At 62.8% G+C, this 12976-nt stretch carries 13 protein-coding genes; 10 read left to right on the top strand and 3 right to left on the bottom strand.

The features are described from left to right. Window positions 1-128 precede the first annotated feature (128 nt). Complete coding sequence (locus C4S68_RS07925) at window positions 129-830, bottom strand: hypothetical protein (protein WP_103932514.1); 702 nt, start codon at window positions 828-830, stop codon at window positions 129-131. 80 nt (window positions 831-910) lie between these two features. Further along, entirely contained in the window at window positions 911-1231 is a 321-nt protein-coding gene (locus C4S68_RS07920; RefSeq protein ID WP_235011449.1) for a hypothetical protein, read from the bottom strand. Between the two features lie 376 nt (window positions 1232-1607). On the opposite strand from C4S68_RS07920, the gene C4S68_RS07915 reads away from it, so the two are divergent. From C4S68_RS07915 to C4S68_RS07885, 6 genes are all read left to right on the top strand, one after another. Continuing rightward, window positions 1608-2072, top strand: coding sequence for a DinB family protein (locus tag C4S68_RS07915; protein ID WP_160115058.1), 465 nt, complete (start codon window positions 1608-1610; stop codon window positions 2070-2072). Window positions 2073-2242: 170 nt separating this feature from the next. Next, window positions 2243-3292 carry a PLP-dependent cysteine synthase family protein gene (locus C4S68_RS07910; protein WP_235011448.1) on the top strand — a complete coding sequence of 350 codons (1050 nt, stop codon included), beginning with the start codon at window positions 2243-2245 and terminating at the stop codon, window positions 3290-3292. 566 nt (window positions 3293-3858) lie between these two features. After that, window positions 3859-4347 carry a helix-turn-helix domain-containing protein gene (locus C4S68_RS07900; protein WP_103932510.1) on the top strand — a complete coding sequence of 163 codons (489 nt, stop codon included), beginning with the start codon at window positions 3859-3861 and terminating at the stop codon, window positions 4345-4347. A 152-nt stretch (window positions 4348-4499) separates the two neighbouring features. Then, window positions 4500-4970, top strand: coding sequence for a Mov34/MPN/PAD-1 family protein (locus tag C4S68_RS07895; protein WP_103932509.1), 471 nt, complete (start codon window positions 4500-4502; stop codon window positions 4968-4970). Between the two features lie 186 nt (window positions 4971-5156). Continuing rightward, window positions 5157-6599, top strand: a complete 1443-nt coding sequence (locus C4S68_RS07890; protein WP_103932508.1) for an ATP-binding protein — start codon at window positions 5157-5159, stop codon at window positions 6597-6599. Window positions 6600-6735: 136 nt separating this feature from the next. Beyond that, window positions 6736-8043 (top strand): glycoside hydrolase family 28 protein, encoded by a 1308-nt coding sequence (locus tag C4S68_RS07885; RefSeq protein WP_160115057.1) that lies wholly within the window; start codon window positions 6736-6738, stop codon window positions 8041-8043. Between the two features lie 79 nt (window positions 8044-8122). Here C4S68_RS07885 and hemQ read toward each other — a convergent pair whose 3' ends face one another. Next, the gene (gene hemQ / locus C4S68_RS07880) at window positions 8123-8962 is read right to left on the bottom strand and encodes a hydrogen peroxide-dependent heme synthase (RefSeq protein WP_103932774.1); all 840 of its coding nucleotides are present in this window, start codon (window positions 8960-8962) and stop codon (window positions 8123-8125) included. A gap of 141 nt (window positions 8963-9103) precedes the next feature. On the opposite strand from hemQ, the gene C4S68_RS07875 reads away from it, so the two are divergent. From C4S68_RS07875 to C4S68_RS07860, 4 genes are all read left to right on the top strand, one after another. Beyond that, complete coding sequence (locus tag C4S68_RS07875; protein ID WP_103932506.1) at window positions 9104-9406, top strand: MoaD/ThiS family protein; 303 nt, start codon at window positions 9104-9106, stop codon at window positions 9404-9406. A 160-nt stretch (window positions 9407-9566) separates the two neighbouring features. Continuing rightward, window positions 9567-10790 carry a molybdopterin-synthase adenylyltransferase MoeB gene (moeB, locus tag C4S68_RS07870; protein ID WP_103932505.1) on the top strand — a complete coding sequence of 408 codons (1224 nt, stop codon included), beginning with the start codon at window positions 9567-9569 and terminating at the stop codon, window positions 10788-10790. Between the two features lie 278 nt (window positions 10791-11068). Continuing rightward, window positions 11069-11536, top strand: coding sequence for a DUF4440 domain-containing protein (locus C4S68_RS07865; RefSeq protein ID WP_160115056.1), 468 nt, complete (start codon window positions 11069-11071; stop codon window positions 11534-11536). Between the two features lie 199 nt (window positions 11537-11735). Continuing rightward, window positions 11736-12938 carry a sensor histidine kinase gene (locus C4S68_RS07860; protein WP_103932503.1) on the top strand — a complete coding sequence of 401 codons (1203 nt, stop codon included), beginning with the start codon at window positions 11736-11738 and terminating at the stop codon, window positions 12936-12938. Window positions 12939-12976 lie beyond the last annotated feature (38 nt).

Genomic DNA, 12976 nt, shown 5'->3' with positions numbered 1-12976 from the left:
CCCCTGAGCGAAGCGAATGGGGAAGGACCGGCTTCTCCTCATCGCTCCAGCCCGCAAAGCGGGCGACCTCAAGACCTCATCGCTCTACAGAACCACGACCCGCCAGCTTCGGTAAACGGCCTGTGCGCTCACGAGATCGTGAAGCTGTGCACCCACGGCAGCGGCTTCCACTTTCCGTCGACGTGCTCCAGCACCACCCACGCCCACATCCCGCACAGCCCGCCGCACCACATTCCCGTGTGCACCAGTGCGAGGCGATGATCCGGCGTGAAGTACACCTCGCTGAAGCTGTGCATCCCTGCCGCTCCATCGAACTCGTGCGCGTTCAGCTGGCTCGCCTGTTCCTGTGTAACCCCCATCCGCGTCGATCGATAGCGGGCCATCGCCGCTTCATCCATCAGGTGCACGGGCAGGCCCGGCTGGAGCCGATCGGCCGACAGCGCGAGGCGCTCGTGGCAGTGCGCATCGAAGTCGGCCAGCAGCGCGCGCCACTCCAGCTCTCGCTCCGGAGGAACCTGGATCGCACGATTCGGACTCATCGAAATCCCGCCGCCTCCCTCTCCCGGCGCAGGATCGCAAGGCTCATCACTGCGAACGGACGTAGTTGTCGTGTCCTCCACCAGCCACACGGTCCGCTCTGCGTCGGCCCATTCGATCAACCCATGAGGCAGCAGCTGCGAGTAGATTGCATAAGAATCCGCCTCACGGTCCGCCGGCATCGCGATCGGCTTCAGCGGCAGAGGCGGAGGCTGCTCCGTGCTCCTCTGCTGCGCCCACGCCGTAGCGCTCAGGACTCCGGCCACCACACCCAGCAACGCGAAACGCCGCATCTCGGTCCTCCTCGAAGACTGCCCGATGGATAGACTGAAATACGGCGCAAACCGTTCCCGCGAAATCAAAAAAACTATATCTACGCCCGCCCCTTCAGCCGGTCATAGATGTACTTGTCGCTCGTCGTGCCCATCGCTTCGTTATAAAGCTCTTGCGCGCCGATCGCGTTCTTCAGCTCTTCATCGAACTTGTGCAGCGCTGTCAGCGCATCCGCCGTCGCCGGAACCTCTAACTTCGAGGTCTTGAAGAACTTCTGGTATCCCCGGTCCGTCAGGCGAGAGATCTCCCCCGCCAGCACCCAGCCCGAACGCGCCAGCAAGCGCACCGGCGCATCCTTCACGTCGCTCGGCGCAATCTCTGCCGCGCAGCCATATTTGCTCACCCGGCGAGCACCGGCCACACGATTTGCACCTTCTGTGGCTGGTGAAACGTCAAATTTCTCATCGCCGAGGCGCGAGAGCACTTCGTCAAAACTTGGAACCGTTACGGTTCTTGGCATCGTATCCAGACCTTCGTTTTCGCGAAGCAGGCTTTACAACGCCATTTCCGCGTGAGACTCTAACCCAACTTTCGCACATCCAGGCACCGCGCTTCAATGCTCCAATCCCGGCGCGGGGCACTCCAGAGTCGCCCTTTTTGCCCGACCCACAAGCATTTCCTGCTGTAGGTAGAGCCGGGGAAGGACTGGCATGAGGCGTTTTCCCTCAAAGAAAACGTCACGACACTCCTTTTTCGGAAGCCGCCGCAGCCGCGAAATTGCCCCGGAGGATGTACCGATGCACTCCCTTAGCCGCAAGCTTCTCTCCCTCATCGAGGCCGCCGCTCCGCAGCTCGCCCAGGTCGACGACTCCACCACCACGTCTCCCGTCCGTGCCGGCGGATGGAGCCGACGCCAGCTCCTCGGCCACCTCATCGATTCGGCCTCCAACAACCACCAGCGCATCGTCCGCGCCAGCCTCCAGCGCGAGCTCAACTTCCCCGGCTACGACCAGAACGGCAACATCCGCGTCCAGCAGTTCCAGACCGCCAGCTGGGCCATGCTCGTCGACCTCTTCCTCGCCTACAACCGCCTCCTGGCCCACGTCATCGCCCACATCCCCGAGGCCAAACTCCAGACCGTCTGCAAGATCGGCGCGGAGATGCCCACCACCCTCGAGCACCTCGCCAAGGATTACGTGAAGCACCTCGCCCACCACCTCAAGCTCATGGGCATCGAGCCCGAGATGCCCGCCGCCGCCTAGGGCCTCCACCATCAGGGTGCCCCGGGTCCGGACTCTCGACCCGGGCTAAGTCACCACGAGTCTCCAAGGTTCCCCAGGAACAGGGTGCCCCACATCTCGCCTTTGAGATGTGGGTTTCTGCGACCAGCAACCCGCTCCTTCGCCGCCCATAAGATCATCCAAGAGACAACATGGCCTCCGCGATGACAGACACACCGATGATCAGCACCGCCCCTTCGACAACCAACCCCCTCGGCGTGGGACTCCTCGACCGCATCGGCAACACCCCGCTCCTCCAGCTCGACGCCCTCACAGCCCGCCTCAACGCGCAGTACGGCGTGAACATCCACATCTATGGCAAGGCGGAGTGGGCCAACCCCGGTGGCTCCGTCAAGGACCGCGCCGCCTCTTCGATCATTCGAGCCGCCATCGCCGAAGGCAAACTCACGCCAGGCGCGGCCAGCAATCAAAAAATCCTCCTCGACGCCACCAGCGGCAACACCGGCATCGCCTATGCCATGCTCGGCGCAGCGCTCGGCTTCCCCGTGCACCTCTGCATGCCCTCCAACGTCTCACCCGAGCGCAAGCGCATCCTCAAGGCCTACGGCGCCGAGATCGTCTGGACCGACCCTGCCGACGGCTCAGACGGAGCCATCCGCAAAGCCCGCGAACTCGCAACCGCCGACCCCGAGCGCTACTTCTACGCCGACCAGTACGGCAACGACAACAACTGGCTCGCCCACTACCGCACCACCGCACCCGAGATATGGCAGCAGACCGAAGGCGCCATCACCCACTTCGTCGCGTCGCTCGGCACCTCCGGCACCTTCATGGGCACCACCCGCCGCCTGCGCGAGTTCAACCCCGCCATCCAGTGCATCTCCATGCAGCCCGACTCGCCCTTCCACGGCCTCGAGGGCCTCAAGCACATGGAAACGGCCATCGTCCCGCCCATCTACGACGACAAGCTCGCCGACCGCGACCTCCCCATGGCCACCGAGCGCGCCTACGCCATGGCCAAGTGGCTCGGCCGCAACGCCGGCCTGCTCGTCGGCATCTCCGCCGCCGCAGCCTGCGCCGCTGCCCTCCAGGTCGCCGAAGAAGAAGCCGCCGCCGGCCGCGACGCCGTCATCGTCACCATCCTCTGCGACTCCGCCGACAAGTACCTCAGCGAACACTTCTGGCAGGAAACCATCGCCGCGGACAAGGACTTGGAAGCCAAGCTGGGGACCGCCCGATAGCCCCGTTCTTTGCCGTCATCCTGAGCCGAAGGCGAAGGATCGGCTGGACTCTCCGGGCACGTCTGGTCGGTCGAAGAGCTGATCGCGCTCCTGCCAGAGCCAGTCGCCAAGAAGCGTGGCCCTTACAAGCGAAAGCAAGGGTGAGGTCCGATACGGGACGATCTCCTCTACAACTTTAGTTGACAAAAGACCACACGTTGGTAAAATGTCACATTATGGAGAGACGGACGATAGTTAACACCGTACTAGAGGCGCAAGACCTCCTCCGGTTTTGTCTTCAAGGAGGCGGTGAAATCGTCCCGGGTCGCCATTTCAGGGACGAACTATTGCAGGAAGACCTTACCTTTGAGGATGCATGGGTCGTTCTGAAATCAGGAAGAGTACTCGATCCACCAGAACCAGACATCAAAACAGGTGAATGGAAGTATCGGGTCGAGGGACATGAGCCTGGAGGCAAGTACCTCGTCATTGTCTTCAGTTTTAAGAGTGTTTCCCGGGCTTTCCTCATTACGGTTTTCTCCGTAGCAGCGAAGGCAAGGGACGAATAACGAGGAGGAGGAGGACACGTGGACTGCAGCAATTGCGGTTCTGAATCTGCCACCACACAAGGGGTATATCAGTTTCGTGAGAGTGGGCTGAATAACGTCACGCTCACAGGAATTGAGCTGTTGACGTGCAAAGAGTGCGGGAATACCGATCCCGTGATTCCGAACGTCAATGACCTAATGGCCGCACTTGCGTGGCATATCGCCACGCGCAAATATCGTCTGAACGGCGAGGAGGTTAGATTTCTACGGAAATACCTCAAAATGAGTGCGACTGAGTTCGCTAAGCTGATCGCTACCGATAGAAGCACACTATCCAATTGGGAAAATGGCAAGCAGAAGATCGGACCACAAAGTGAACGCCTCATCCGATCTGTAGTTTTGGCGTTAGGCGACGGATTGAAAGAACGCACCGAAGAGGGCGTGCAATCCTTCGAATGGCTCGTAGACGAGTATCGTCCCGAGCAAATGCGAGTTGACATGGACACAATGGAAGTCCAAACAATCTAGATTAAAGAAGGACAACCGCTCAAACGAGAGGCCCGCTATAGCAGCGGGCCTCTCGTTTCTACACCGACCCTAGCGAATTTCAAACTGAGGCACTACCGAAGGATCCCCGAATTCAAGGCTTCCGCAACCGGTGAGATACCCCGAGACCTGCCATGAGCACCCTGCACATCCCGCAATCCCTCTACGACCAGCTCCGCGCCCACGGCGAAGAGACCTACCCCAACGAGTGCTGCGGCATCATGCTCGGCAAAGCGAGTGCCCACAGCGAAACCGGAGAAGACGAGTCCCTCTCCGTCCAACAGCTCATCCGCGCCGGCAACACCCGCACCGACTCCGCCCACAACCGCTACCACATCGCCCCGCAGGAGCTCCTCAAGGCCCAGCGCGAGGCCCGCAACGCCGGCCTCGACATCGTCGGCTTCTACCACTCCCACCCCGACCACCCCGCCCAGTGGTCCATCACCGACTTCAACGAGGCCCACTGGTTCGGCTGCGCCTACGTCATCACCTCCGTCGATGGTGATAAGACCACCGGCACAGCGCAGATCACCAACAGCTTCCTCCTCACCGGCAGCACTGAAGAAGACAAGACCTTCGCCAGCCAGTCCATCGAAGTCGCGTGACTCCGCGCTGAGAGCAGCGCGCCAAAGCCTCTACCAGCAATCTCCCATTGCAGGCGCCACAACCGCCCACGGATCGCACCCACCAGTAACGTCCGCCTTCGTGGAAGGGCTCTCCCCCGCCTCTTCAGGCAGAATCAAAGCGGCCTCTTCACCGAAGAGCTTCCCGGAGGACGTACCGCTGTGCGAATGCAGCTTGGAAATCTGCTGGTTCTGGCCAACCTCATCACGCCGGAGCAGCTCGACGAGGCCCTCGACCGGCAGGTGCGCCAGGGCGGCCGCCTCGGAGAACACCTCGTCGCCGCAGGTGCTCTCACCCCGGAGGCCCTAGCTGCGTTCCTCGCCAAGTTTCCCGTAGAGCCCAAGACCATCGAAGCCACAGGCCTCGATGAAACGGACCTCACTGAGCTCCTCATCAAGCAGATCCACGCCTTCCGCCTTCGCTCCGCCAGCGAGTTCGGCGATGCCATCAAGCTCCCCGGATTCATCGTCACCGACCTCGTCCGCCTGGCGGTGGAACGCAAGCTTCTCTACGCCAAGGGCGTGCGCGCAGACAACTCTGCCGTGATGACCTATGACCTCACCGAAGAAGGAAAGCGTTTCGCCAACTATGCCCTCGAAAAGTCCCAGTACAACGGGCCCGCGCCCGTAACCCTCAAGCAGTTCAACCTGCAGGTCAACCAGCAGAAGATCACCAACGAGATCGTGACCTTCGACCTGGTTCGCCAGCGCATCGGCGACCTCAACATCGAAGAGGAGCTGCTCGAGCAATCCGGCCCCGCCCTGAACTCCGGCCGCGCCATCCTTCTCTATGGTCCTCCCGGCAACGGCAAAACAACCTTCGCGCTCCGCCTCGCCGACGTATTCAAGGACATCGTCTACATCCCCTATGCCGTCACCGTCGAGGGCCAGACGATCCGCGTCTTTGATCCCAGCGTCCACATCGCGATCAAGCCCAACTCCGCGTCCGACACCCGCGCGCCCTCGATCCTTCGGGGCGAGGAAGTCGACGCCCGCTGGGTCGCCTGTAAGCGTCCCTTCGTCGTCGCCGGCGGCGAGCTCACGCTCGAGATGCTCGATCTCCGCTACGACCCCACGTCCAAGCTCTACGAAGCTCCGCTGCACATGAAGGCGCTCGGCGGCTGCTTCGTCATCGACGACTTCGGACGGCAGCTCGTCAGCCCCGCCAACCTCCTCAACCGTTGGATTGTGCCGCTCGAAAGCCGCCTCGACTACCTGAAGCTCCACACCGGCAAGAGCTTCAGCATCCCCTTCGACGAGCTCGTCATCTTCTCCACCAACCTCGATCCCGAAGACCTCATGGACCCGGCCTTCCTCCGCCGCCTGCCGTACAAGATCGAGATTGGCTCGCCCTCCGTCGCCCTCTTCAAGAAGATCCTCGCGAAGGAATGCCTCTCCCACGGCATCCCGGTCGACGAAGCGATGCTCGACGCCATCGTCCATCGCATCAAGGTTGAAAAGGGTCTCGACCTCGCAGCCTTCCAGCCGCGATTCGTCCTCGACCAGGTCGTCGGCTCCTGTAACTTCGCAGAAGAGCCCGTCTCGCTCAATCCGAAGTACCTGAACTACGCGATCAATAACCTCCGCATAAAACGCGCGGAGCCCGCCTGAGAGGCTCACCACAAGCCGAATATCGAAGCACGGAACATCCTCACCGCGACGACACCCGGGCATCCCATCTGCGATGCTGTCTCTGACGCAAACGTCCAGAGCATCCAGAGAAGTCCCAAGGAAGCCAGAGGAGCCCATGCCCAGCCCCACCTACCCCCGCCGCCGCTTCATGTCGTGGATGCTCTCTGCCCCCCTGCTGGTGTCCGCCTGGAAGTCGAACGCCGCCTCCACGCGAAAGTCCAGCATCACCGACCACGGAGCCCTCGCCGACGGCTCGACCGTCAACACCAGGGCCATTCAGGCAGCCATCGATGATCTCGCAGCGCACGGTGGCGGCACCGTCATCGTCCCCTCCGGCACCTTCGTCACCGGAGCCATCTTCTTCAAGCCCGGAGTGAACCTGCACCTCGAAGCCGGAGCCGTGCTCCAGTGCTCCACCGATGTCGCCGCGAACTTTCCCGACCAGCGCACCCGCATCGAGGGCCACTTCGAGGAAAAGTTCACCCCCGCCCTCATCAACGCCAAGAACTGTGACGGCTTCCAGCTCACCGGCGAAGGTACCCTCGACGGCGCAGGCCGCCCCATCTGGGACTTCTTCTGGAAGCTGCGCAAGGCCTCGCCGCAAGGCGGAAACTTCCCCAACATCGGTATCCCCCGCGCCCGCCTTGCGCTCATCGAAAACTCCCATGGCGTGAAGATCGAAGGCGTCACCTTCAAGGACTCGCAGTTCTGGAACCTCCACATCTACCACTGCGACGGCGTCCTCGTGCACAACGTCCGCTTCCAGGTTCCGGACGACTATCCGCAGGCCCCCAGCACCGACGGCATCGACCTCGACAGCTCCCGCAACGTCACCATCGACGGCTGCTACTTCTCCGTCACCGACGACTGCATCGCCTGCAAGGGCTCCCGCGGCCCACACGCCCTCGAAGACCTCACCAGCCCTCCCGTCGAGCACATCCGCGTGCGCAACTGTACCTACAAGCGCGGCGGCGGCGTCCTCACCCTCGGCAGCGAAGCCACCATCGTCCGCGATGTCCTCGTCGAGGACTGCAAAATCACCGGTCGCGTCCGCATCGCCACGCTCAAGCTCCGCCCCGATACCCCGCAGCACTACGAAGACATCCACTTCCGCAACATCACCTCCGAGGCCGACGCGCCGCAGATCCTCACCATCCAGCCCTGGTCGCAGTACTTCGACCTCAAGGGCGCCGCTCCGCCACACTCGGTCGTCCGCAACATCAGCCTCACCGGCGTCAAAGGCCACTTCGCAGCCTTCGGCGTCATTCGCCCCAACCCCGGGCAGACCGAGATCAGCAACATCCTTCTCAAGGACTTCGACGTCACCTGCGACAAGGACCAGCTCGCCGCCTCCGGCGTCACCGACCTCAAGTTCGAGAACGTCATCGTCAACGGCAAGCCCCAGACGGGCCCAGCCGCCTAGAGCCTCCCAGCAACTACGCCCACAAACAAAGCCGCCCGGAGGCATCCTCCGGGCGGCTCTTTCTCTTGTCTCGAAGCCTCTACTCCAGCTTCCCTTCGAGCCAATGACCGGCGTTGGCCGCTGGCACACGCACACTCAGGAAGAACTGCCCAAAGCTCGCGTACACCGCGCTCACCTTGTCAAAACGCATCTCGTAGATCAGCTTCTTGAACGTCAGCGGATCCTCCGCGAACAGGTCCACACCCCACTCCCAGTCGTCCATGCCGATCGAGCCGGTAATGATCTGCCGCACCGTCTCGGCGTACCGCCGCCCCACCATGCCGTGCTCATGCATCATCACGCGCCGGTCGCTGATGGGCTCGGTGTACCAGTTCACCTGCTCGCCGCGCTTGCGATCCATCGGGTAAAAGCAGTTGTACTTCGCCGCCGGAATCGCCGGATACAGCCGCGGCGTCAGCGCCGCCCGCGTGCGCGACAAACCATCCTCGATGCCCGTCGCCCACTCCACCGTGCCCGGCTGCAGACCCTTCTCCAGCAGCGGAGCGTAGATCTTCTCCGTCGACTCATACAATCCCATCTCTACAATCGACACATAGGAGGTCGTCTGCGTCAGGAACGCGTTGATCCCAGTCTGCGCCAGCTCCAGCTCGACAGCATTCAACGCCTCAAAGGTGTCCCGAAAGTGGATCAGCATCAGGTCGCCCTTGTGCCCCAGCATCGAGAACAGCGCCGACTGGTTCGGCGGAACCGTAGGATCGCCCGGGTTGGCGCCCGACTCCCAGCGTGCCAGCAGCGCGGCAAACTCCGCAGCGATCGCTCCCCGCTCTTCGACAGCGAGCTTCTTCCAAGCCGTCCAGTCAAAATGAAACATCTGGTGCAGAACGCTCGAACCTTCCAGCGTCAACGGAACCTGCGGCATCTCGGCCAAATCGCTATCCTCCACGTACCCAACCATTATCAACGCGCCAGGGCTCCCGGAACGTGACGCACGCCACGCCGCGGGCCGCTCCTCGAATCTCGCATCTCGAATCTTTCCTCCCGCATCTCTACAATGATGGCAATGAAGATCCACATCCCAACCCCGCTCCGCGCCTACACGGACAAGCAGGAGACCGTCACGGTCACCGGCGCCTCCGTCGACGGCGCGCTGAAGGCGCTGGTCGCGGCCCATCCGGCCCTCCAGCAGCACCTTTACTCGGCGGACGGAAAGCTGCGCAGCTTCGTCAACGTCTATCTCAACGACGAAGATGTCCGCTACCTTCCCGCCAAGGAAGAGACCCCCACCTCCGAGAACGACGAACTCACCATCATCCCCTCGATCGCCGGCGGCTGTTGTCGCCCCTCTGACGGTTGTTGTCGCTAGTTCACCGCGAGAACCCGCAGCCCTCCCTCTCCAACTGAACCATGCAGCTCCGCTGGGACATCTGTTCCAATGGAAGCATTCGTGCCTTAGCGCACACCAGCGGCTCCTTCGCCACGTCGGGTGACACCTCCCGAACCAGGCTCCGGACCACAAGGACCTCATGATCGCCACCGAAGAACTGAAGAAGACCCTCCCCGCCCTCACCAACGAGGAGATCGCCCGCTACTCGCGCCACCTCATCCTCCCGGAGGTCGGCCTCGAGGGCCAGCAGAAGCTCAAAGCCGCCAAGGTCCTCTGCGTCGGCACCGGCGGCCTCGGAGCCCCGCTCGCGCTCTATCTCACAGCGGCTGGAGTGGGAACAATTGGACTTGTAGACTTCGACGTCGTCGACGAATCCAACCTGCAGCGCCAGATCATCCACTCCCAGTCCACCGTCGGCAAGCTCAAGGTGGACTCGGCCGAGATCATGCTCAAGGGCCTCAACAAGAACGTGAACGTGGTCAAGCACAACACCATGCTCACCAGCGCGAATGCGCTGGAGATCTTCGCCGACTACGACGTCATCGCCGACGGCACCGACAACTTCCAGACCCGTTACCTCGTCAACGACGCCTGCGTGCTCACCGGCAAGCCCAACGCCTACGGCAGCATCTTCCGCTTCGAAGGCCAGGCCTCCGTCTTCGCCACCGAGGACGGCCCCTGCTACCGTTGCCTGTACCCCGAGCCGCCGCCCCCGGGACTCGTCCCCAGCTGCGCCGAAGGCGGCGTCCTCGGTATCCTCCCCGGCCTCGTCGGCGTCATCCAGGCCACCGAGGTCATCAAGCTCATTCTCGGCATCGGCGAGCCGCTCATCGGCCGCCTGCTCCTGGTCGACGCCCTCGGCATGAACTTCCGCCAGCTCAAGCTCCGCAAGAACCCCGAGTGCCCCGCCTGCGGTACCCACGAGATCAAGGAACTCATCGACTACGACCAGTTCTGCGGCATCGAAAAACCCACCTCCGTCGGCCCCCTCGAGGTCAGCTCGCACGGCATCACCCCGCAAGGAGACAGCATGATCGACGGCATCCCCCAGATCTCGGTCGAAGAGTACAAGGCCCGCCTCGACGCAGGCGAAACTCCCTTCCTCCTCGACGTCCGCGAGCCCCACGAGTACCAGATCGTCCAGATCGGCGGCCATCTCATCCCCGTCGGCCAGATCGAGTCGGGTCAGGCCGCACCGTCCGTCCCCAAGGACACCGAGATCATCACCCAGTGCAAGTCCGGTGGCCGCTCCCAGCGCGCCGCCTTGGCCCTCAAGGCCAAGGGCTTCACCAACGTGAAGAACCTCGCCGGCGGCATCACCGCCTGGGCCGACCGCATCGACAAGTCCCTCCCCAAGTACTAGGAGTAGCAGCGCCCTTCAGGGCGCGGTAGAGAGCCAACATCGTGATGGGCTTTCGCCCTGGAAGTTTCACCACATCCAGGGCTGAAGCCCATCGCTTTTTCCCTGTTCGATGCCGCGCTCTGAAGGGCGCTGCTACTCTGGCATGCCGTGCCCCCGCGGGGTGCTGCGACTCCGGACGGCGCAACGCGAGCCATCACCTCGTCGCTCCAGCCGCGCAGCGGCGTCCTGAAGACCTCACCCCTCTACAGCTCACCTCCGCCCGGTGCTACAACAAACCCATGCTAGCCGCCACGCTCATCACCGCATTCGCGCTCCTGCTCCCTGCCGCAACCCTCCTCGACCACGGCCCCGACGACGAGGCCGCCATCCGCCGCGCCCGCACCCACTCCAACCGCGCCATCGTGAATCGCAACCTCCTCGGCGTCGCGGAATCCCTGGCCGACGACTACGTCGCAATCGTCGGCGATGGCGGCTTCGTCTCCTCGAAGAAGGAGTACGTCGGCCTCTTCAAGCAGGACTTCGACAGCGGCAGCAAGCGCGTCATCTACGAGCGCGTCGCCGATAAAATCGAGGTCAATGCGGAACAGGGTCTCGCCGCAGAACACGGCCACTGGATCGGACGCCGAGTCGACGGATCGACCGCCTTCACCGGAACGTACATGGCCATGTGGCAGCAAACGCCCGCTGGCTGGAAGATCCGCTCCGAACTATTTGTCACCCTCAGCACCGGAAACCAACCCCACTAAAGCCTTTTCCCTGTAGGGTGTAGTGGGGTAACTTTAGCCCCGGCAGCGGAGAAATGCTGCGGTCTGCCATGGGGCAGGATCCTCAGCCCAGAACTGAACTGCGACGGCAGCCAAACAGAAAGTGCAACCCGCGAGCCCCCAAAGTGGAAGGGCTAGGGCCTAGACTAAGCCTGTTCCACCTGGACCAGAGGTCCATCCGTTGCACGAAACCATCGAGTTTCCCCGCACAGGTATTCGCCCGCTCGATCCTCTGGCCTTTGAAGTCCTGAGCTCGACCGCCCGCCTGCTCATCCAGGACGGCGATCCGGACACACTCTGCCAGGCCGTCTTCGCCATCCTGCGCGACTCACACAGCATCGACGTCTACATCCACTATCTTGTGACCCCGGACGGCACGCACCTCCAGCTTGCCTCTGCGGGCGGTAGCACAGAGGTCCGTGAGGCCATCGGCACCTCCATGGACTTCGGCTCCGCCGTGTGCGGCACCGTCGCGTTGCGTCAGAAGAGCCTCTATCTCTGCCTGCTGGGGCGGACCGACGCCATGACGGAGTCCATCCGCGGCTTCGGTACCCGTTGCTACGCGTGCTATCCGCTACTGGCGAACGGCCGGCTGCTGGGCACGCTCTCCTTTGGCAGCACCGCTCGGGACAGCTTCGAGCAAGGGGAGCTTGATCTCTTCTCGCTCATCGCCGAACAGGTAACGCTGGCCACCGAGCGCCGCCGCCAGATCGGACAACTCCAGGAGCTGGAGCGCCTCGCCGCAGCCGGCCGCATGAGCGCAACCCTTGCCCATGAGATCAACAATCCCCTGCACTGCCTGCAAAATTACCTGGAAGAGCTGGGCGACAAGGTCGACTCCCCCGACGCTAAGAGGCTCCTGGAGAGAGCCGGCCGGCAGGTGGACGAACTGGCAGGCATCACCCATCGCACACTGCAGATGTTTCGCGGCGATCATGCCACTGCCGTTCGTTGCGACCTCAGCAGCCTGGCGCGCGAGCTTCTGCTCGACACCCGGCTGCCCGGAAACGCGCGGCTTGTCTCCTCGATCGAGCCAGGGGTCTCAGTCGTTGCGGTGCCCGGCGAGTTGAGGCAGGTTATCTTCAACCTCCTGCTCAACGCCGCCCACTTCTCGCCGCCTGGCCGCGAGATCCGGCTGGAACTCCGGCGCGCCACGACAACAGCCGAGATCCGCGTCACCGACCAGGGCCCCGGTATCCCCGCAGCCGCACGGGATCGCGTCTTCCAGCCCTTCTTCACCACCCGCGGCCTCGAGGGCACCGGCATCGGCCTGTGGGCCTCACGGGAGATGGTGCGCCACATCGGCGGCGACATGAGCTTCAACTCACACCCTGAGCTCCACCCCGGGACCTCGTTTGTTGTTACGCTGCCGCTTGCAGCCTAAGAACGTCTTCGAGCATCCCACGGTACACTTCCGTTGTA

The organism is Bryocella elongata (assembly GCF_900108185.1).
GTDB lineage: Bacteria > Acidobacteriota > Terriglobia > Terriglobales > Acidobacteriaceae > Granulicella > Granulicella elongata.
Note: the sequence above shows the minus strand (reverse complement) of the source record. Positions and strands in the feature narration are given on the sequence as shown.

Bases quoted from the DNA above. Each gene is read 5' to 3' on its own strand.
- C4S68_RS07910 (WP_235011448.1), top strand. From the start codon at position 2,243: ATGGCCTCCGCGATGACAGACACACCGATGATCAGCACCGCCCCTTCG.
- C4S68_RS07925 (WP_103932514.1), bottom strand. From the start codon at position 830: ATGCGGCGTTTCGCGTTGCTGGGTGTGGTGGCCGGAGTCCTGAGCGCT.
- moeB (WP_103932505.1), top strand. From the start codon at position 9,567: ATGATCGCCACCGAAGAACTGAAGAAGACCCTCCCCGCCCTCACCAAC.
- C4S68_RS07890 (WP_103932508.1), top strand. From the start codon at position 5,157: ATGCAGCTTGGAAATCTGCTGGTTCTGGCCAACCTCATCACGCCGGAG.
- C4S68_RS07885 (WP_160115057.1), top strand. From the start codon at position 6,736: ATGCCCAGCCCCACCTACCCCCGCCGCCGCTTCATGTCGTGGATGCTC.
- C4S68_RS07895 (WP_103932509.1), top strand. From the start codon at position 4,500: ATGAGCACCCTGCACATCCCGCAATCCCTCTACGACCAGCTCCGCGCC.
- C4S68_RS07865 (WP_160115056.1), top strand. From the start codon at position 11,069: ATGCTAGCCGCCACGCTCATCACCGCATTCGCGCTCCTGCTCCCTGCC.
- C4S68_RS07875 (WP_103932506.1), top strand. From the start codon at position 9,104: ATGAAGATCCACATCCCAACCCCGCTCCGCGCCTACACGGACAAGCAG.
- C4S68_RS07915 (WP_160115058.1), top strand. From the start codon at position 1,608: ATGCACTCCCTTAGCCGCAAGCTTCTCTCCCTCATCGAGGCCGCCGCT.
- hemQ (WP_103932774.1), bottom strand. From the start codon at position 8,962: ATGCCGCAGGTTCCGTTGACGCTGGAAGGTTCGAGCGTTCTGCACCAG.